The organism is Streptomyces sp. NPDC001920, from assembly GCF_053594495.1.
On record NZ_JBSFEP010000001.1, the window covers coordinates 581,626 to 600,024 of the forward strand.

An 18,399-nucleotide genomic window follows, 5' to 3' on the forward strand; every position below is an offset into this window, starting at 1 on the left:
GGAAGGTGAAGCATGGGTCTGATGCAGAATTTGAAAGCCAAACTCGCCCCGGCCAAGGACAGGGTCTCCGACTTCGCGCAGCGACATGAGGAGCAGGTCCACCACGGTCTCGAGAAGGCCGCGAAGGTCGTCGACGAGAGGACCAAGGGCAAGTACAGCAACAAGATCCACACGGGTACGGGCAAGGCCAAGGGCGCCATGGACCGACTCGCGCACAAGGGTGGCGACACGGCGACGGGCAGGAGCACGCCGCCGCCGGACGCACCCCCGCCGACCACCTGAACGGCGGAAACGGCCCGAACGGCGCTTCAGCCCGAACGGCATACCGACGGACGGCCGCGGAGCGTGACGGCTCCCGGCCGTCCGCCGTTTGCGCGGCCCACTCCACGTCCGGGTGGCGGCACCGGCCCTCTACGACGAGGGCGAGATCGGCCCTCCGGACCCGGCCGACGGCACCGGTCGGCCCTCTACCGACCAGGTGGCGGGCACGGCCCCTTCACCACGAGGTGGCGGCACCGCCCCTTCACGACCAGGTGGCAACCAGGTACCCCACGCCGTACGGCGCGTCCTCGTACAGCAGCGCTGCGCCAAGTCCCGCGTCCTCGGCGGCCCCCGCGAGGACCTGCCAGGGGGCCCGGCCCGCAGCCTTCAGCTCGCGCGCGAGCCCGAGGTCGAGCGCCTTGAGGGCGGCGACGTCCGCCGTGCCCAGCGCACGCGCGACGGACGCGTCGAAGGGTGCCGCCCGCTCGTCGAGGTAGCCGGGTGCCTTGAGCGTGCGGCAGGCGCTGGCGTCACCCATCACCAGCAGCGCCACCCGCTCGGCCCGGGCGGCGAGTTCCCTTCCGATGTCGATACACCGCTCGGCCCCGAGAGGTTCCCCCACTCCGAGTCCCTCGATCGGGGCGTCCGACCATCCGGTCCGCTCCAGCAGCCAGGCGGCCACGGCCAGCGAAGCCGGCAGCACGCGCTGCGGCCTGCCGTCCTGTCTCGCTCCGAGTCGTACGTCGACATCCACGCCGAACCCCCGGAACGAGCCCGGCGTCCCTTCGGCATAGGCCCCGTGCTCGCTCTCCTCGGCGGGCGCGACGACCACGAGACGGTCCGGCCTGGCGGCGGCGAGGACGCCGAGCGCATCCGCGCAGGCGGCACGCGCGGCGTCCAGCTCGGGCGCGGCACCCGCGGCGACCTCGGGCACGAGCAGGGGCGGGCACGGGCACACGGCGGCGGCGACAAGCATGATCGGCAGCCTACTGGGACGTCCCGGAAGGGCCCGGGACGTGTCCCGTGGTCGGATCAGTCGACCGCGCAACCACCGGTGGCCACCGGCAGCGGCTCCGGAACGCCCACCTTGGGCAGGCCGAGCATGACGCCGACCGGCTTGGCCGCCTCTGCGGCGTTGCGTTTCTCCCAGGCGTCACCCGCGCGCGTGCGGCGCACGTCGAGGACGGCGCCCTCGGCGAGCAGGTGGTGCGGTGCGGCGTAGGTGATCTCGACCGTCACCACGTCGCCGGGGCGGACCTCCTGCTCCGGCTTCGTGAAGTGGACCAGCCGGTTGTCGGGGGCACGGCCGGACAGGCGGTGGGTGGTGTCGTCCTTGCGGCCCTCGCCCTCGGCGACCATCAGCTCCAGCGTGCGTCCGACCTGCTTCTTGTTCTCCTCCCAGGAGATCTCCTCCTGAAGGGCGACCAGACGCTCGTAGCGCTCCTGCACGACCTTCTTCGGGATCTGGTTCTCCATGGTGGCCGCGGGGGTGCCGGGGCGCTTGGAGTACTGGAACGTGAACGCCTGCGCGAAGCGGGCCTCGCGCACGACGTGCAGCGTCTGCTCGAAGTCCTCCTCGGTCTCGCCGGGGAAGCCCACGATGATGTCGGTGCTGATCGCCGCGTGCGGGATGGCGGCGCGGACCTTCTCGATGATCCCGAGGTAGCGCTCCTGCCGGTAGGAGCGGCGCATCGCCTTCAGGACCGGGTCCGAGCCGGACTGCAGCGGCATGTGCAGCTGGGGCATCACGTTCGGCGTCTCGGCCATGGCGGCGATGACGTCGTCGGTGAAGTCACGCGGGTGCGGGGAGGTGAAGCGGACGCGCTCCAGGCCGTCGATCTTTCCGCAGGCCCGCAGCAGCTTGCTGAACGCCTCGCGGTCGCCGATGTCGGAACCGTACGCGTTGACGTTCTGCCCGAGCAGCGTGATCTCGGAGACGCCCTCGGCGACCAGGGCCTCGACCTCGGCGAGGATGTCACCGGGGCGGCGGTCCTTCTCCTTGCCCCGCAGGGCCGGGACGATGCAGAAGGTGCAGGTGTTGTTGCAGCCGACGGAGATCGAGACCCATGCCGCGTACGCGCTCTCGCGGCGCGTCGGCAGCGTCGAGGGGAACGCCTCCAGCGACTCGGCGATCTCGACCTGCGCCTCCTCCTGCACGCGGGCGCGTTCCAGCAGGACGGGCAGCTTGCCGATGTTGTGCGTGCCGAAGACGACGTCCACCCAGGGCGCCCTCTTGACGATGGTGTCGCGGTCCTTCTGCGCGAGGCAGCCGCCGACCGCGATCTGCATCCCGGGTCGTGCGGCCTTCTTCGGGGCGAGGTGGCCGAGGTTGCCGTACAGCTTGTTGTCGGCGTTCTCGCGGACCGCGCAGGTGTTGAAGACGACGACGTCGGCGTCGCCGTCGGACCCCTCGGGCGCGCGCACGTAACCCGCGTCCTCCAGCAGCCCTGACAATCGCTCGGAGTCGTGGACGTTCATCTGGCACCCATAGGTGCGCACTTCATAGGTCTTGGATCCCTGAACGTCCACTGCGAGGCTCCGGTCACTGCTGCTGGTCATGCCCTCAAGGGTAGGCGGTCCCGGGGGCCACCCGTCCCGGTGCGGCCGACGGGCCGATCGCCGGACCACAGGCGAAGGCGTCACCCGCTCTCGGCCACCCACCCCTGACGGCGCAGCACGGCCGACACGTCCGGTGCCTCGTAGTGCTCCCCCTTGAGCACCTTGCCGTCGGACCGGCGGGCGACCTGGCCGTCGGGGCCCAGTTTGGTCATGTTGGAGCGGTGGATCTCGGAGAGCACGGCGTCCAGGTCGATGCCGTGGACCAGGGCCGTGCCGTACGCCACGTAGACCACGTCCGCCAGTTCGTGCGCCAGCTTGTCGAGCGGGCCGGTGACGGAGACCTCGGCGACCTCCGCCGCCTCCTCGGCGAGCAGTTCGCCCCGGTGCGCGGCGAGCTCAGGGGAGACCCGGGTGGGCGTAGTACGGGCGTCGAGCCCGAAGGCCAGGTGGAACTCACGGACGAGGTCGGCGGGCGAGGAACTCATGCGCCGACTGTAGCGGCCGGGTACGACAGTGCCCCTGCCGCGGGCGCCCGGTGCCGGGGCCGCCCGCTCCCCCGGCTGTCTCTGTGACCCCTGCCCTGGTCAGCACCCCGCACCGGCTGGCAGGATCTCGCCCATGTCCAAGGCACTCACCCGCATCACCGGACGCCGGGCCCTGCAGGGCGCGGCCGCCGGGTTCGTCGCCTTGGGACTGCTGCTGTGGTGGCTGCTTCCCCTGGGAGAGGAGCCGCCGAGCGGGACGATCACGTTCAGCACGGGCACGCGCGCGGGGGTGTACCAGGAGTACGGCGAACGGCTGCGCAAGGAGCTCGCCAAGGACATGCCCCAGCTGAAGGTGCGGCTGCTGACGAGTGACGGGTCGCAGGAGAACGTCGAGCGCGTGGCGACGGGCCAGGCCGACTTCACGATCGCCGCCGCCGACGCGGTGGACACCTTCAAGATCGGCGGCCGACCCGTCACCGACGAGCTGCGCGGTGTCGCCCGCCTGTACGACGACTACGTGCAGCTCGTCGTACCGCCCGACTCGGACATCCGTTCCGTCGCGGACCTCAAGGGCAAGCGGGTGGCCATAGGGCTGCCCAACTCCGGTGTACGGCTGATCGCCACCCGCGTGCTGGAGGCGGCCGGCATCGACCCGGAGAAGGACATCACGCCCAGGTCCGACGGCATCGACACCGGCCCCGAGCGCCTGGGGCGCGAACTGGACGCGTTCTTCTGGTCGAGCGGGGTGCCCACGGACGGTCTGGAGGAGATCGCCAAGACCTCCTCGTTCCGGTTCGTGCCGATCGACGCCGACCTCGTCGCCAAGGTGCACGCCCAGGGCGACACGGCCCACTTCTACCGCGCGACCAACATGCCGGAGTCGGCCTACCCCAGCGTCCAGAACGGCGACACGGTGCCGACGATCGCGGTCTCCAACCTCCTGATCACCCGAAAGGACATGGACCCCCGGCTCACCGAGTGGCTGACCCGTACGGTGATCAAGAGCCGCGACGGCATCGGTGCCCACGTCCACTCCGCGCAGCTCGTCGACCTGCGCACGGCGATCTACACCGACCCGTTGACCCTGCACCAGGGCGCCAAGGACTACTACCGCTCGGTCAAGCCGTAGCTGCTCCGCCCCCTGTTCACCGGGGCGGCGCGGTCCTGGGCACGGTCACCGTCACCCGCAGTCCGTGCGGCTCGTGATGGCCGTAGGAGATGGAGCCGCCGCACGCCGCGAGCAGTGCCCGCGAGATCGACAGCCCCAGTCCGGAGCCCTTGATGTTCTGGTGCCGGCCGCTGCGCCAGAAGCGGTCGCCGACCCGGGCGAGTTCCTCGTCCGTGAGGCCGGGACCGCGGTCGGTGACCATGATCGTCGACATGCTGCCGTTGGAGGTGACGGTCACCTCGACGCGCTCGTCCTCCGGCGTGAACTTGACCGCGTTGTCGATCACCGCGTCCAGCGCGCTGGACAGCGCCACCGGGTCGGTCCAGGCGGTGGTGGGCGGGCAGTTCCCCACCAGCCGTACCCCCTTGGAGTCCGCGGTCGGCGCCCAGGCGGCCACACGCTCCGCGGTCAGCGCGCCGACGTCGGTGAGCCGCAGGTCGGCCTCGGTGTGCTCGGCCAGGGCCAGGTCGAGCAGGTCGTCCAGCACCTGGGCCAGGCGCTTGCCCTCGGTCTGGACCGAGGCGATCTCCTCATTGCCCTCCGGTAGTTCGAAAGCGAGCAGTTCGATGCGCAGCAGCAGCGCCGCGAGGGGGTTGCGCAGCTGGTGCGAGGCGTCGGCGACGAAGGCGCGCTGCTGCTCCAGAACATCCTCGACGTTGTCCGCCATCTCGTTGAACGACCGGGCCAGCCTGCGGAGTTCCGGCGGACCGCTGGCCACCGCCACCCGGGACTTCAGGCGCCCGCTCGCGATCGCGTGCGTGGTGGTGTCCAGCACGCGGACCGGCTTCAGCACCCAGCCGGTCAGCCGGAGAGCGGCCCCGACGGCCACCAGCATCGCGGCCGTCAGACCCGCGCCGATGATCAGCCAGCCGTCCAGGATCCGCGAACGCATCTGCTCGGTGGGAGAGTCCGTGACGACGACCGCGACGACGTCACCGTCCCGGATCACCGGCGAGGCGATGACGAGACGGCCACGCTGCCAGGGCCACACCTGCTTGGGGTCATGGCTGCGCCGGCTGAGCAGCGACTCCTCGAAGGCGTCGCGCACTTCACCGGTCTCGGGCAGGGACCAGGTCGCGGGTCCCTTGGTCAGGGACGTGTCGTCGGGGAGGAAGACGCCCGCCCGGATGCCGTAGACGTCGTAGTAGCTCTCCAGCTCCCTGCTCAGGATCCGCCGCTCGTCGCGGGAACCGGTCGTGGCGTCGGCGGCGGGCCGTGCGATGGCCGCGAAGTACGCCGTGTCGTCGATCCGGTCGACGACCACCTTCTGCTGCTGGGCCGCGGCGAGGCTGACGGCGAGCGGCACGCCGAGCGCGAGCAGCACGGCCGCCATCAGGACGATGAGCAGCGGGAGGAGACGAGTGCGCACCCTTGCCCGCTAAGCGGCCGGGGCGACGAGTCGGTAGCCGACGCCGCGTACGGTCTCGATCAGCGCGGGCATGCGGAGCTTGGCACGCAGGGACGCCACATGCACCTCAAGAGTGCGCCCCGTCCCCTCCCAGCTCGTACGCCACACCTCGCTGATGATCTGCTCCCGGCGGAAGACCACGCCTGGGCGCTGGGCGAGCAGGGCGAGGAGGTCGAACTCCTTGCGCGTCAGCTGGACGACGGAGCCGTCCACACTGACCTGACGGGTGGGCAGCTCGATGTGCACCGCGCCCAGACGCAGCACCCCGTCGCCTGCCGCCGTCGGGTCCTCCTGCACCTTGCGCCGGCTGACCGCGTGGATCCTGGCGAGCAGCTCTCCGGTGTCGTACGGCTTCACCACATAGTCGTCGGCTCCGAGGTTGAGGCCGTGGATGCGGGAGCGGACGTCGGAGCGGGCGGTGACCATGATGACCGGCGTGCTGGTGCGCTTGCGGATCTTGCCGCACACCTCGTAGCCGTCCTGGTCGGGCAGGCCCAGGTCGAGGAGGACGACGCCGAAGCCGTTGCCCTCCGGGACGAGTGCCTGAAGAGCCTCCTCGCCGCTGCGCGCGTGCGTGACGTCGAAACCGTGCCGTGCCAGGACCGCGGACAGCGCGGCGGCGACATGGTTGTCGTCCTCGACGAGGAGCAGTCTCATCCCGGCCTCCTTCGGTTCATCGGCCGTACGATTTTGGTGGATACCCAGTGCGTGCACGCGCGCGCGTGCACCAAGGCAGTCACGCTGATGGACGAGGACGCCGTCAAGGGGGTTCCGGCTGCTCGCGGCTTCCGTTATCCAGCCGGTACGCGCCCTGCTGTCAAGTACTACGACACGTGTCCGATTGCTATCGGATCGTGATGCTCAGATTCACCTCAGAACTAATGACGCAGGTCGGATACGGTTATTACTGTCCTCCGAAACCGAGGAGGACGGAGCCTGAGAGCGATGACCGAAGTATCGGTGGTCAAGGAAGACATGGCCGCGACCGGCGACCTGGTCGTCCTGAAGAACGTGAACAAGCACTTCGGCGCGTTGCATGTACTCCAGGACATCGATCTGACGATCGCCCGCGGTGAGGTCGTCGTGGTCATCGGACCCTCCGGGTCCGGGAAGTCCACCCTGTGCCGCACCATCAACCGCCTCGAGACGATCGACTCCGGCTCGATCGCCATCGACGGCAAGCCGCTGCCCGCGGAGGGCAAGGCGCTGGCCAAGCTGCGCGCCGACGTCGGAATGGTCTTCCAGTCCTTCAACCTTTTCGCGCACAAGACCGTGCTCGAGAACGTGATGCTGGGCCAGATCAAGGTCCGTAAGGCCGACAAGAAGAAGGCCGAGGAGAAGGCTCGCTCCCTGCTCGACCGGGTGGGTGTGGGCACCCAGGCGGACAAGTACCCCGCACAGCTCTCCGGTGGTCAGCAGCAGCGTGTGGCCATCGCCCGGGCCCTGGCCATGGACCCCAAGGTCATGCTCTTCGACGAGCCCACGTCGGCTCTCGACCCGGAGATGATCAACGAGGTCCTGGAGGTCATGCAGCAGCTCGCCCGCGACGGCATGACCATGATCGTCGTCACCCATGAGATGGGCTTCGCCCGTTCGGCCGCCAACCGGGTGGTGTTCATGGCGGACGGCAAGATCGTCGAAGAAGCTGTGCCGGACCAGTTCTTCAGCAACCCGCGCAGCGACCGCGCGAAGGACTTCCTGTCGAAGATCCTGCACCACTGACGACCCTCCTGCACCACTGACGCACACGATCCGGCACCCCTGACGAACACGATCCGGAACCACTGACGAACACGATCCGGCACCACTGAGGGACCGCTTCACGCACCCGACGACCTGCGTCACCCGTCCCTGACGGGACCGCATCTCTTCATCACGCAAAGGATGTTCACCATGAAGCTCCGCAAGGTCTCCGCCGCGGCGGCCGCCGCAGTCGTCCTCTCCCTCACCGCTACCGCCTGTGGTGGCGGGGACGGCGACAACGAGGGTGGCTCGGGCTCCGGTGGCGGCGACAAGATCAAGATCGGCATCAAGTACGACCAGCCGGGTCTGGGCCTGAAGGAGCCGGACGGTTCCTTCTCGGGCTTCGACGTGGACGTGGCGACGTACGTCGCGAAGGAGCTCGGCTACGACGCCGACCAGATCGAGTTCGTCGAGACGAAGACGCCCGACCGCGAGAACGCCCTGAAGCGCGGGGACGTCAAGTTCATCGCGGCCACGTACTCGATCACCGACGAGCGCAAGAAGTCGGTCGACTTCGCCGGGCCGTACCTGCTGGCGCACCAGGATCTGCTGGTCAAGGCCGACTCCGACATCACCGAGGCCACCGACCTCAACGGCAAGAACCTGTGCTCGGTGACCGGCTCCACCTCGGCGCAGAACGTCAAGAACGACTTCGCGCCGAAGGCCAACCTGCAGGAGCGGAGCGGCTACTCGGAGTGCATCTCCTCGCTGCAGAGCGGTGCTGTGGACGCCCTGACCACGGACGACTCGATCCTCGCCGGCTTCGCCTCGCAGGAGCAGTACAAGGGTCAGTTCAAGCTCGTCGGCCTCAAGCTGAGCAACGAGAACTACGGCATCGGTGTGCAGAAGGGTGACACCGAGACCCTGAACAAGATCAACGCGGCCCTCGAGAAGATGGTCAGCTCGAAGGCTTGGGACAAGGCGGTCACGGAGAACTTCGGTCCGGCCAACTACAAGAACGAGCCCGCGCCGAAGATCGGCGTCATCGTCAAGTAGCGCACTGCCTGACCGGCGCGCCGCCGTCCACCGCGATCAGGGCGGCGGCGCGCCGCGCTATCCACGTACGCCACCCACCCGGAAGCGCGGGAGATCGTGTTCGACTTTCTTTCTGACTACAACAACCCGACCTTGTTGGGCGCCTTCTGGACGACGGTGAAACTCACCTTCTTCTCCGGCATCGGCTCCCTGGTCTGGGGCACCCTCCTGGCCGCGATGCGGGTCAGCCCGGTTCCTCTTATGCGTGGGTTCGGCACGGCCTATGTGAACCTCGTCCGGAACATCCCCCTGACGGTCATCATCATCTTCACCTCGCTCGGCCTCGCCGATGTCTTCGGCGTGACGATGGGGGCCTCCGACTTCCAGATCCGGGGCTTCCGTCTGGCGATCCTCGGTCTTGTCGCCTATACGGCCGCCTTCGTCTGCGAGGCGCTTCGCTCCGGCATCAACACCGTGCCGCTCGGCCAGGCGGAGGCGGCCCGTGCCATCGGGCTGACCTTCAGCCAGACCCTCCGGCTCATCATCCTGCCGCAGGCCTTCCGTTCGGTCATCGGCCCGCTGGCCAACGTGTTGATCGCCCTGACCAAGAACACGACCGTGGCGGCCGCGATCGGCGTGGCCGAAGCGGCCTACCTGATGAAGCAAATGATCGAGAACGAGGCCCAGACGCTGCTCATCGGCGCGGTCTTCGCCTTCGGTTTCGTGGTACTGACCCTGCCTACCGGCCTCGTCCTCGGCTGGCTGAGCAAGCGACTGGCGGTGAAGCGATGAGCTCCGTTCTCTACGACGCTCCGGGCCCTCGCGCCAAGCGGCGCAATATGGTCATCTCCGTGGTCTTCTTCGCCCTGCTCGTCCTTCTCCTGTGGTTCATCTGGGACGCCATGGACGAGAAGAACCAACTGGAGTGGGCGCTATGGAAGCCGTTCACCGAGTCCCAGGCCTGGACGACATACCTCCTGCCCGGTCTGGCCGACACTCTGACTGCCGCGGCCTGGGCAATGGTGATCGCCCTTCCTCTGGGCGCGCTCTTTGGCATCGCGCGCCTCTCCGACCACCGGTGGGTGCGGGGTCCGTCAGCCTCAGTGATCGAGTTCTTCCGGGCGATCCCGGTCCTCCTGCTGATGCTGTTCGCCAACGAGGCCTACGACCGCTGGACTGACGTCACCACTGAACAGCGGCAGCTCTACGCGGTCATCACCGGCCTGGTGCTCTACAACGCGTCTGTCCTCGCCGAGGTCGTCCGTGCGGGCATCCTCGCCCTGCCCAAGGGTCAGTCGGAGGCTGCCAAGGCCATTGGCCTGCGCAAGGGCCAGACGATGGGGATCATCCTGCTGCCACAGGCCGTGACCGCCATGCTGCCGGCCATCGTCAGCCAGCTCGTGGTCATCGTGAAGGACACCGCGCTGGGCGGCGTGATGATCGGGTTCACCGAGCTGCTCAACACGCGCAGCACTCTTGCGGCCGCCTACGCCAACCCCATCCCCAGCTTCATCGTGGTGGCGATCATCTACATCGTCCTCAACTTCATCCTCACCAGCTTCGCCAGCTGGCTGGAGAAGCGTCTGCGGCGCAGCAAGAAGAGCACGGGCGCGGTCCTCAGCGCCGAGGACATGGAGGAGCTGAACCCGGCGGCGACGGGCGGCACCTACGGGACCGGTGGCGAGGGCGGCGGCCTCCCAGGCTCCAAGACCTACACCTGACGAACAATCAGAGGGCACGAACGACCCGGAGGGCAGTGGCATGACCGCCACTGCCCTCCGTCACTTGACGCAAGCACCGGCAATAGGTTGCATACGTTCTGTGATCGTGCACCCTGCTCCAACTTTCTGTTCACTTGCGTCCCTCGGGACACCGCTGCGGGCAGGGGGCGCCGCGCCGTGGACCCGGTGATCATTGTCGGAGCTGGGCCCGTCGGGCTCACGCTCGCCCTGGCGCTGGCCCGTCAGGAGGTGCCGTCCGTCGTTCTCGACGAGGGGTCCGGCAAGGACGAGCCACGCCTCGCGCGCACTGTCGTACTGCGCGAGGACACCGCCGCCCTCATGGAGCGCCTGACGGGAGTGCCGCTCTCCGAGGCCGGGGCCCGTTGGGCCGGATGGCGGGCGATGCGGCGCAAGCAGGTGATGCGCGAGGTCACGTTCGACGACGCCGCGGAGGGGCCCGGAAGCAGCACGAACCCCGCCCCCCTGCACATCGCCCAGCACGTCCTGACCGGCGCCTTGCGCGCGGCCCTCGCCGACGAGCCTCTCGTCGAGGTGGCCGTGGACAGCCGCCTGGACGCCGTCGAGCAGGAGCCCTCGGGCGTCACCGCTCACACTCGCGGGCCCACGGGCACGTGGTGGCGCGGCAGCTATCTCGTCGGCTGCGACGGCACGCGCTCGACGGTGCGCAAACTCCTGGACATCCGTTTCCCCGGACGTACGGCGGTCGAGCGACACGCCGTGGCCGCGCTGCGCGCGGAACTCCCCTGGGACGGCCAGGCGTTGCTCCATCGGATGCCGCCGTGGCGGACGTCCGGACCTTCGGGCGGGGAGGTCGCTGCGCGTCCGCTCCCGGACGGGGTGTGGCGCCTCGACTGGCTGCTGCCGCCGGGCAAGGACCTGGTGACGCCGGAGATGCTCGTGTCCCACGTCCGCGAGACCCTCGCCGGCTGGTGCGGCGGGTCGACACCGTCGTACGAACTCCTGGACACCGGAGTGCACACGGTCCATCACCGGCTGGCCCGGCGTTGGCGCGTGGGCCGTGTCTTTCTCGCCGGGGACGCGGCGCACTGCCTGGGCGCGCTGGGCACGCACGGGCTCGACGAGGGGCTGCGGGACGCCGACAACCTCGCCTGGAAGCTGGCACCGGCCTGGCACTACGGGCCCCGTGAGGCCCTGCTCGACAGCTACCAGGCGGAGCGCCGCGCGGTCGTCGCCGCCCGGTTGCGCGCCGCCGACCAGGCGCTGCCGCTGCTGCGAGGTGGCGGAGGGCTGCGCGCGTACGTCCCCGGCTCCGCGCGAGGGCATGACGCGCTGCTGACGGACGGCCACTTGGGGCACGGAGCGATCGGTGCGCCGGGGGCGTACGCCGATTCGCCACTGACGCCCCGGCAACTGGAGGGCGAGACTGCCGTGGACACTCCGCGGGGTGCGCAGGTCATGGACGTGCGCGTCACCGCGGAGGACGGCTCCTTCGTGCGGCTGCGGGACCGGCTCGGGCGCGGCGCGCTGCTGGTCGTGCTGATCGCGCCGGGCACGGGTGTGTGGGACCGCAAGCACTGGGCGACCGCCGGGATCATGCCCCGGCTGGCGGCCGCGGTGACGGCGCTGCCCTATCGGGCCGAGCTGCTGGTCGCGGAGAGCTACCCGGGGGCGGCCGCGCACACGGTCCTGCTGGTGCGGCCCGACGGTCACCTGGTCACGGCACTGAGCGGGGTACGGCCGGCCGATCTGTACTCGGCTGCCGAGGCAGCGCTGGGCGGGCCGGTCACGACGGCGGCCGGAGCCACCGCGGAAGCCGGGGCCACGGCCGGGTCGCGCTGACACCGGCGTGAAGGAAGTACTCACCGTCACTGTGTGGTCCGCATAGTGACGGTGAGTTGACCGGTCCGCACCGCCATGGTGTACTCCGGATCGTGACCGACACCTATGTGCGCCTGTGGCGGAGGGTCCATATGGACCTCGTCCGCTATGCGGGCTGCGTGTGTCGTCCGTCCTGCTGAACTCGCGCCCTCATTCATCCGCGCGCGCCGCGATCTCACCCGCGCTGCCGCGCGCTCTTCGCGAACTCTCATCAGGACGGTGCCTCTTGTCTGTCCCCCATGTCTCCGTTGCCGCCTCTCAGCGGGTCTCCGCGTCGGCCGGCTCCTCGGCGTCTGCTCCGGCGTCCGCGCCGACGCAGGCGGACCTCCTCGACTTCGTACGGCGTACCGCCGCCGACGCCGAACTGATCGCCTCACTTCCCCTTGATCCCCAGGGCCGTACCTGGGTACGGCTCGATGGCCCCGGCGGCAGCGAGGCCTGGCTGATCGGCTGGCCCCCCGGGACCGGCACCGGCTGGCACGACCACGCCGACTCGGCTGGCGCCTTCGTGACGGCAGCGGGCGAGCTCAAGGAGAACTCCCTCGCCGTGCGGCTGCCCTCCGACGGCTGGAAGACGCTGGAGCTGACGGACGGCGTGGACCGCGAACGCCGACTGCCGGCCGGCAAGGGCCGCTCCTTCGGTCACCACCATGTGCACGAGGTCCTCAACGAATCCGCCGACCAGCACGCGATCTCCGTGCACGCCTACTACCCACCCCTGCCGCAGATGCGCCGCTTCAGCCGCACCGGGCCGGTTCTGCGCCTGGAGCAGGTGGAGCGGCCGGAGGACTGGCAGTGAGTGGGGTGGACGACGTGACCGTGACCGACGGCGTGGGCGAACGGCCCGTCGGTATCGACGAGTTGTTGGAACGGGTGCGCGCGGGCTACGAACGTATCGAAGCGCGCAGGGCGTACGAGGCCGCTCAGGCCGGTGAGGCCCTGCTGGTCGACATCCGGTACGCGGCCCTGCGCGAACGGGACGGGCTCATTCCCGAGGCCCTCGTCGTCGAGCGCAACGAACTCGAGTGGCGGCTCGACCCCCAGGGCAGCCATCGTGTCCCCGAGGCAACGAATCATGATCTGCGGGTCGTGGTGATCTGCAACGAGGGGTACGCGTCCAGCCTGGCGGTCGAGTCGCTCCGACGACTGGGCCTGCGCCGGGCGACCGATCTGGTCGGGGGGTTCCAGGCTTGGCGGGCGGAGGGGCTTCCGGTGACGGGGGGAGAGTGAGGAGGCCCACCTTCAGCAGCCGCCCCCCTCAAGCCCTCGAACCCAGCCCCGCACGCGATAGGCGCCCCCGCGCGTCCACCCGTGTCCGGCGCCGGGAACCGAGGTCACCGTCCTTGCCCCGCTCCCGGGCTTCTCAGCACGCGGTGGGCTGTCGGGATCAGTACCCCTCGTCCCCCAGGAACTCCGTGTCCTCCCCCTCTTCCTCCAGTGCCTGCCGCACCACCCGTAGGGCCATCCCCTCGGAATAGCCCTTGCGGGCGAGCATCCCCGCGAGGCGGCGCAGGCGCTTGTCGCGGTCGAGGCCGCGCGTGGCCCGCAGCTTGCGCGCGACGAGTTCCCGCGCGGTCTCCTCTTCCTGCCCGGAATCCAGCTGGGCCACGGCCGCGTCGATCAGCGTGGAGTCGACGCCCTTGGTTCGCAGTTCCCGAGCGAGAGCGCGTCGGGCCAGGCCCCGGCCGTGGTGCCGGGACTCCACCCAGGCGTCCGCGAACGCGCTGTCGTTGATGAGGCCGACCTCCTCGAACCGCGACAGCACCTCCTCGGCGGCGTCGTCCGGGATCTCCCGCTTGCGCAGGGCGTCCGCGAGTTGCTTCCGCGTGCGCGGGGTCCCGGTGAGCAGGCGCAGACAGATCGCCCGCGCCTGCTCCACCGGGTCCGCTGAAGGCGCCCCCGTCTCGGCCCTCGACGAGGAAGAGGCACCTCCGTCCTCACCGGACGGCTCTGTGCGACGGCGCCGACGACGCCCGCGCGAACCGGTCGTACGGTCCGAGCCGCCCGAGGTGTTCGTGCCCGGCGTCAGGCCCGACTCGTCGCCGTACATCCCGTACGACCCGCTCCTGTCGTACGGCGCCGCATCGTCGTTCCCCCCGTCCGTGCCATGGGCCGCGTCCCCTCCGTGACCGCCGCCGTCCATGCCGGAGGAGGAAGGCCCGTGGCCGCCTCTCCCCCGCTGGTGCGGAGCATCCGGGTGGGCGGCGTACTCGGCCCAGTCCGTTCGCCGTGTCACCGATCAGCTCTTGGCCGCCGCGGCCTTGCTCTTGGCGGCCTTGGTCGCCGCCGGCGCGGGCACCGTCTTCGCGGCGTCGTCCGGGGTGGCGGAGACCGCGGCGTCCGCGCCCGGCTCGGCAGCCGGCTCCTCCGGCCGTACGCCGACGCCGAGCTTCTCCTTGATCTTCTTCTCGATCTCGTTGGCCAGGTCGGGGTTGTCCTTCAGGAAGTTGCGCGCGTTCTCCTTGCCCTGGCCGAGCTGGTCGCCCTCGTACGTGTACCAGGCGCCGGCCTTGCGGACGAAGCCGTGCTCCACACCCATGTCGATCAGGCCGCCCTCGCGGCTGATGCCCTGGCCGTAGAGGATGTCGAACTCGGCCTGCTTGAAGGGCGGCGCGACCTTGTTCTTGACGACCTTGCAGCGGGTGCGGTTGCCGACCGCCTCCGTGCCGTCCTTCAGGGTCTCGATGCGGCGGATGTCGATACGCACCGAGGCGTAGAACTTCAGGGCCCGGCCACCGGTCGTGGTCTCCGGCGAGCCGAACATCACGCCGATCTTCTCGCGGAGCTGGTTGATGAAGATCGCGGTGGTCTTGGACTGGTTGAGCGCGCTGGTGATCTTCCGCAGGGCCTGGCTCATCAGACGGGCCTGCAGACCGACGTGGCTGTCACCCATCTCACCCTCGATCTCCGCTCGCGGGACGAGCGCCGCGACGGAGTCGATGACGATGAGGTCGAGCGCGCCGGAGCGGACCAGCATGTCCACGATCTCCAGCGCCTGCTCGCCGTTGTCCGGCTGGGACAGGATCAGGTTGTCGATGTCGACGCCGAGCTTCTTCGCGTACTCGGGGTCGAGGGCGTGCTCCGCGTCCACGAAGGCGACCTGGCCGCCGGCCTTCTGGGCGTTCGCCACCGCGTGCAGGGTCAGGGTCGTCTTACCGGAGGACTCCGGGCCGTAGATCTCCACGACACGGCCGCGCGGCAGACCGCCGACGCCGAGGGCCACGTCGAGGGCGGTCGAGCCGGTCGAGATGACCTCGATGGGCTCCTTCGACCGCTCGCCCATGCGCATGACCGCGCCCTTGCCGAATTGCCGTTCAATCTGTGCGAGCGCGGCGTCGAGCGCCTTCTCGCGGTCGGTTCCTGCCATGGGTTCCACCCGGTTTGCTTGAGTCGATCGCTTCACGTCAAAGACGCTAACGCCTGCCACTGACAATGCGCCCCGACGCCCGTCCAGCCTGTGGATAACTCGGGCACATCCAGGTCGAAACCGTGAGGAAACGCCCGCCGAGCGCCTCGCCGGAGCCTCCATGAGAATGGATGTTCGATTTTTGTGTCAAGCGCACCACGCGGCACCTACGACCCTACGCCCGGGGTCCGGCAGCGCCCCTGATTCCGCCCCGGCCGCCGTCATGACGGCCCGGCCCGCGCGCCGGGTTCGGGTTCAGACGGAACCGCCCCCGGAGTTCCCCTGCTCCGTCGGGGGCCGCTCCTCCGGCCGTCTCACCCACAGCCCACGCGCGCGCGTGAAGAAACTGCGTCCCGTTCCCCGTCCCCGGTGTCCGTGGACACGCGGGTCGTCCGTGACGTCGTACCGCTTCACGTACGCCCCCAGGAACGCCTGCAGCGTGGCGATCGCAGGGATGGCGATCAGCGCGCCCACGGCACCGAGGAGAGCGGTACCGGCGACGACCGAGCCGAAGGCGACCGCGGGGTGGATGTCGACGGTCTTCGAGGTCAGCTTGGGCTGCAGTACGTAGTTCTCGAACTGCTGGTAGACCACGACGAAGATCAGCACCCACAGCGCGTACCAGGGATCGACCGTGAAGGCGATCAGCATGGGCAGCGCGCCCGCGAGATACGTGCCGATCGTGGGGATGAACTGCGAGACGAGGCCGACCCACACGGCGAGCACGGGCGCGTACGGCACCTCCAGGCTCGCGAGCAGGATGTAGTGGGCTATGCCGGAGATGAGCGCCATCAGACCGCGTGAGTACAGGTAGCCGCCGGTCTTGTTGACGGCGATCTCCCATGCGCGCAGCACCTCGGCCTGCTTCGCGGGTGGTAGTACGGAGCACAGCGCGCGGCGCAGTCGTGGGCCGTCCGCGGCGAAGTAGAACGAGAACAGGGTGATCGTCAGCAGCTGGAAGAGACCGCCGAGGACCTGTGCGGACACTGCCAGGACTCCGGTCGCGCTGTTCTGCACGTAGTTGCGCAGCCAGTCGGAGCGGAGCAGGCCCTCCTGGACGTCCACACGGCGCAGTTCGGTGTTGAAATGCGTGTTGATCCAGTTGATGACGGAGTCGATGTAGGCCGGAAGATCCTCGACGATCTTGATGATCTGGCCCGCGAGCATGGAACCGAGCAACGTCACGAACCCGGCGGACACGACGATCACGGCGAGGAAGACGACGGCCGTGGCCAGTCCCCGGCGCATCCCTCGTGAGGCCATCCAGCTCACCGCGGGCTCGATGGCCAGGGCCAGGAAGAAGGCGATGAGGATGTTGATCAGGAGACCGGTGAGCTGGTGAAACGCCCAGCTGCCCAGCTGGAACACGCCCACGAGGGCCAGGGCGAGGACCATGGCACGCGGCAGCCAACGCGGCATACGGGCGTTCGACCCGGCGTCGCCCGCGCCCGGCGGTGGGGTGGGCGGCGTGGGGCCGGACGGGGATGCGTGCCGGGCGGGCTGCCCGGTCTCGTCAGTGCGTGCCACGGTGCAAGTCTCGCCCACGCCACCGACAACCGGCTGCCGTACTGCGATCTTCGTGCCCGGTCAGCGCTTCTCCCCCGGAACGTTCATGACAGCGCAGACCACGCGCCACACGTCCTTCGCGTCCCAGCCGGCATCCAGCGCCCCGAGGACCGTGTGCCCACCGAGTTCCGACATCACGTGGTCGCGCGCGAACGTTTCGGCGTATCCAGGACCGAAATGGTCCGCCATCCGCTGCCAGAAGACCGTCAACCGCATGCGTCCAGTATCCCGCTCCTGAGGGTGGGCCTGCGCCGGGACCGCTTGCCGAGACCGCTTTCCGCCCTACGGTCTGACGCATGGCCGTAACAGGAGCTCCCCCACTCCCCCCGACGCCCCCGTCGCATTCCCCGCTCTTCCGCGCCGAGCAGTTCGTCTGGCTCACCGCGCGCGCCCTGGAGCAGCGCCTCTTCTCGTATCACTTCCTGAACGGCGCCGCCGACCCGGTCGAGAGGGCTCTGGACGCCTACCGCAACGAGGACGGCGGATACGGCCACGCCCTGGAGCCGGACCTGCGGGGCCCGGTCAGCCAGCCGCTGCACGCCGGTCACGCGCTCCACGTGCTGGACGCCATCGAACGCTGCGGCGGGCAGCGCGTGGACCGTGTGTGCCGGTACCTCACGTCGGTCTCCACTGCCGAGGGTGCTCTCCCGGCCGTCCACCCCAGCCAGCGGGGCTACCCCACGGCGCCCTTCGTGCCGATCGTGGACGACCCGCCCAGCTCCCTCCTGGCCACCGGGCCGGTGGTCGGTCTGCTGCACCGCAACGAGGTGTGGCACGCCTGGCTGTTCCGGGCCACGGACTTCTGCTGGCAGGCGGTCGAGTCCCTGGAGAAGTCCCATCCGTACGAGATCCGGGCCGCCGTGACCTTCCTGGACTCCGCTCCGGACCGCCCGCGCGCGGAGGCGGCCGCCGACCGGCTGGGCCGCTTGGTGCGCGAACAGCGTCTGGCGGCACTGGAGCCGGACGACCTCGGCGCCTACCCGGTACCGCCCGGTTACGCCCCGGGCGAGCACCACTTCCCGCACGACTACGCGCGCACTCCGCGGTCCCTCGCGCGCGCGTGGTTCACGGACGACGAGATGAACCGCTCCCTGGACCATCTCGCCGACGGGCAGCAGGAGGACGGCGGCTGGCCGATCCTCTGGCAACAGTGGGCTCCTGGCATCGCCCTGGAGGCGCGGCCCATGGTGACGATCGAGGCGCTGCGCACGCTCAGGGCGTACGGCCGCCACATCGGCTGACCCGCC

The 18,399-nt window shown here is 69.6% G+C and carries 20 protein-coding genes; 11 read left to right on the forward strand and 9 right to left on the reverse strand.

Features of this window, described 5'->3' with window-relative positions:
* Nucleotides 1–12: 12 nt before the first annotated feature.
* Nucleotides 13–282, forward strand: a complete 270-nt coding sequence (locus ACWCPI_RS02350; protein ID WP_451036307.1) for an antitoxin — start codon at nt 13–15, stop codon at nt 280–282.
* Between the two features lie 241 nt (nt 283–523).
* Here ACWCPI_RS02350 and ACWCPI_RS02355 read toward each other — a convergent pair whose 3' ends face one another.
* The 3 genes from ACWCPI_RS02355 to ACWCPI_RS02365 all read right to left on the reverse strand — a co-directional run bounded on the left by ACWCPI_RS02355 (nt 524) and on the right by ACWCPI_RS02365 (nt 3,305).
* Nucleotides 524–1,237, reverse strand: a complete 714-nt coding sequence (locus tag ACWCPI_RS02355; RefSeq protein ID WP_451036308.1) for a class III extradiol dioxygenase subunit B-like domain-containing protein — start codon at nt 1,235–1,237, stop codon at nt 524–526.
* 56 nt (nt 1,238–1,293) lie between these two features.
* Complete coding sequence (gene miaB, locus ACWCPI_RS02360; RefSeq protein WP_451036309.1) at nt 1,294–2,820, reverse strand: tRNA (N6-isopentenyl adenosine(37)-C2)-methylthiotransferase MiaB; 1,527 nt, start codon at nt 2,818–2,820, stop codon at nt 1,294–1,296.
* A gap of 80 nt (nt 2,821–2,900) precedes the next feature.
* Nucleotides 2,901–3,305, reverse strand: coding sequence for a pyrophosphohydrolase domain-containing protein (locus tag ACWCPI_RS02365; RefSeq protein WP_451036310.1), 405 nt, complete (start codon nt 3,303–3,305; stop codon nt 2,901–2,903).
* 133 nt (nt 3,306–3,438) lie between these two features.
* Between ACWCPI_RS02365 and ACWCPI_RS02370 the strand changes: the two genes are divergently transcribed.
* Nucleotides 3,439–4,434, forward strand: a complete 996-nt coding sequence (locus tag ACWCPI_RS02370) for a TAXI family TRAP transporter solute-binding subunit (RefSeq protein ID WP_451036311.1) — start codon at nt 3,439–3,441, stop codon at nt 4,432–4,434.
* A 16-nt stretch (nt 4,435–4,450) separates the two neighbouring features.
* On the opposite strand, the gene ACWCPI_RS02375 is transcribed toward ACWCPI_RS02370, so the two are convergent.
* Together ACWCPI_RS02375 and ACWCPI_RS02380 are read right to left on the reverse strand one after the other, a co-directional pair.
* The gene (locus ACWCPI_RS02375) at nt 4,451–5,842 is read right to left on the reverse strand and encodes a sensor histidine kinase (protein ID WP_451036312.1); all 1,392 of its coding nucleotides are present in this window, start codon (nt 5,840–5,842) and stop codon (nt 4,451–4,453) included.
* A 9-nt stretch (nt 5,843–5,851) separates the two neighbouring features.
* Complete coding sequence (locus ACWCPI_RS02380) at nt 5,852–6,538, reverse strand: response regulator transcription factor (protein WP_451036313.1); 687 nt, start codon at nt 6,536–6,538, stop codon at nt 5,852–5,854.
* Nucleotides 6,539–6,826: 288 nt separating this feature from the next.
* Here ACWCPI_RS02380 and ACWCPI_RS02385 point away from each other — a divergent pair, with 288 nt between their 5' ends.
* The 8 genes from ACWCPI_RS02385 (at nt 6,827) to ACWCPI_RS02420 (ending at nt 13,410) form a co-directional block, all read left to right on the forward strand.
* Entirely contained in the window at nt 6,827–7,603 is a 777-nt protein-coding gene (locus ACWCPI_RS02385) for an amino acid ABC transporter ATP-binding protein (protein WP_451036314.1), read from the forward strand.
* 171 nt (nt 7,604–7,774) lie between these two features.
* Nucleotides 7,775–8,620 carry a glutamate ABC transporter substrate-binding protein gene (locus tag ACWCPI_RS02390; protein ID WP_451036315.1) on the forward strand — a complete coding sequence of 282 codons (846 nt, stop codon included), beginning with the start codon at nt 7,775–7,777 and terminating at the stop codon, nt 8,618–8,620.
* A gap of 96 nt (nt 8,621–8,716) precedes the next feature.
* Entirely contained in the window at nt 8,717–9,391 is a 675-nt protein-coding gene (locus ACWCPI_RS02395) for an amino acid ABC transporter permease (RefSeq protein ID WP_451036316.1), read from the forward strand.
* Complete coding sequence (locus ACWCPI_RS02400) at nt 9,388–10,320, forward strand: amino acid ABC transporter permease (protein ID WP_451036317.1); 933 nt, start codon at nt 9,388–9,390, stop codon at nt 10,318–10,320. Before ACWCPI_RS02395 ends, ACWCPI_RS02400 begins: the two co-directional genes overlap by 4 nt.
* A 177-nt stretch (nt 10,321–10,497) precedes the next feature.
* Entirely contained in the window at nt 10,498–12,141 is a 1,644-nt protein-coding gene (locus ACWCPI_RS02405; RefSeq protein WP_451036318.1) for an FAD-dependent monooxygenase, read from the forward strand.
* Nucleotides 12,142–12,248: 107 nt separating this feature from the next.
* Entirely contained in the window at nt 12,249–12,320 is a 72-nt protein-coding gene (locus ACWCPI_RS02410; protein WP_309544753.1) for a putative leader peptide, read from the forward strand.
* 86 nt (nt 12,321–12,406) lie between these two features.
* Complete coding sequence (locus ACWCPI_RS02415; protein WP_451036319.1) at nt 12,407–12,979, forward strand: cysteine dioxygenase; 573 nt, start codon at nt 12,407–12,409, stop codon at nt 12,977–12,979.
* A 5-nt stretch (nt 12,980–12,984) separates the two neighbouring features.
* Nucleotides 12,985–13,410 carry a rhodanese-like domain-containing protein gene (locus ACWCPI_RS02420; protein ID WP_451036359.1) on the forward strand — a complete coding sequence of 142 codons (426 nt, stop codon included), beginning with the start codon at nt 12,985–12,987 and terminating at the stop codon, nt 13,408–13,410.
* Between the two features lie 157 nt (nt 13,411–13,567).
* Here the strand turns inward: ACWCPI_RS02420 and recX are convergent, their stop codons facing one another.
* From recX to ACWCPI_RS02440, 4 genes are all read right to left on the reverse strand, one after another.
* Complete coding sequence (gene recX / locus ACWCPI_RS02425) at nt 13,568–14,416, reverse strand: recombination regulator RecX (protein ID WP_451036320.1); 849 nt, start codon at nt 14,414–14,416, stop codon at nt 13,568–13,570.
* Nucleotides 14,417–14,419: 3 nt separating this feature from the next.
* Complete coding sequence (gene recA, locus ACWCPI_RS02430; RefSeq protein ID WP_451036321.1) at nt 14,420–15,547, reverse strand: recombinase RecA; 1,128 nt, start codon at nt 15,545–15,547, stop codon at nt 14,420–14,422.
* A gap of 294 nt (nt 15,548–15,841) precedes the next feature.
* Nucleotides 15,842–17,113, reverse strand: a complete 1,272-nt coding sequence (locus ACWCPI_RS02435) for an AI-2E family transporter (protein WP_451036322.1) — start codon at nt 17,111–17,113, stop codon at nt 15,842–15,844.
* Between the two features lie 60 nt (nt 17,114–17,173).
* Nucleotides 17,174–17,368 carry a DUF3046 domain-containing protein gene (locus ACWCPI_RS02440; protein WP_019754911.1) on the reverse strand — a complete coding sequence of 65 codons (195 nt, stop codon included), beginning with the start codon at nt 17,366–17,368 and terminating at the stop codon, nt 17,174–17,176.
* Between the two features lie 80 nt (nt 17,369–17,448).
* Here ACWCPI_RS02440 and ACWCPI_RS02445 point away from each other — a divergent pair, with 80 nt between their 5' ends.
* Nucleotides 17,449–18,393, forward strand: coding sequence for a hypothetical protein (locus ACWCPI_RS02445; protein WP_451036323.1), 945 nt, complete (start codon nt 17,449–17,451; stop codon nt 18,391–18,393).
* The last annotated feature ends 6 nt before the right edge of the window (nt 18,394–18,399 follow it).

Excerpts from the sequence above, each read along its gene's own strand:
- ACWCPI_RS02350 (WP_451036307.1), top strand. The coding sequence starts at position 13 with ATGGGTCTGATGCAGAATTTGAAAGCCAAACTCGCCCCGGCCAAGGAC.
- ACWCPI_RS02365 (WP_451036310.1), bottom strand. The coding sequence starts at position 3,305 with ATGAGTTCCTCGCCCGCCGACCTCGTCCGTGAGTTCCACCTGGCCTTC.
- ACWCPI_RS02440 (WP_019754911.1), bottom strand. The coding sequence starts at position 17,368 with ATGCGGTTGACGGTCTTCTGGCAGCGGATGGCGGACCATTTCGGTCCT.
- ACWCPI_RS02385 (WP_451036314.1), top strand. The coding sequence starts at position 6,827 with ATGACCGAAGTATCGGTGGTCAAGGAAGACATGGCCGCGACCGGCGAC.
- ACWCPI_RS02355 (WP_451036308.1), bottom strand. The coding sequence starts at position 1,237 with ATGCTTGTCGCCGCCGCCGTGTGCCCGTGCCCGCCCCTGCTCGTGCCC.
- miaB (WP_451036309.1), bottom strand. The coding sequence starts at position 2,820 with ATGACCAGCAGCAGTGACCGGAGCCTCGCAGTGGACGTTCAGGGATCC.
- ACWCPI_RS02380 (WP_451036313.1), bottom strand. The coding sequence starts at position 6,538 with ATGAGACTGCTCCTCGTCGAGGACGACAACCATGTCGCCGCCGCGCTG.
- ACWCPI_RS02370 (WP_451036311.1), top strand. The coding sequence starts at position 3,439 with ATGTCCAAGGCACTCACCCGCATCACCGGACGCCGGGCCCTGCAGGGC.
- ACWCPI_RS02390 (WP_451036315.1), top strand. The coding sequence starts at position 7,775 with ATGAAGCTCCGCAAGGTCTCCGCCGCGGCGGCCGCCGCAGTCGTCCTC.
- recA (WP_451036321.1), bottom strand. The coding sequence starts at position 15,547 with ATGGCAGGAACCGACCGCGAGAAGGCGCTCGACGCCGCGCTCGCACAG.
- ACWCPI_RS02445 (WP_451036323.1), top strand. The coding sequence starts at position 17,449 with ATGGCCGTAACAGGAGCTCCCCCACTCCCCCCGACGCCCCCGTCGCAT.
- ACWCPI_RS02400 (WP_451036317.1), top strand. The coding sequence starts at position 9,388 with ATGAGCTCCGTTCTCTACGACGCTCCGGGCCCTCGCGCCAAGCGGCGC.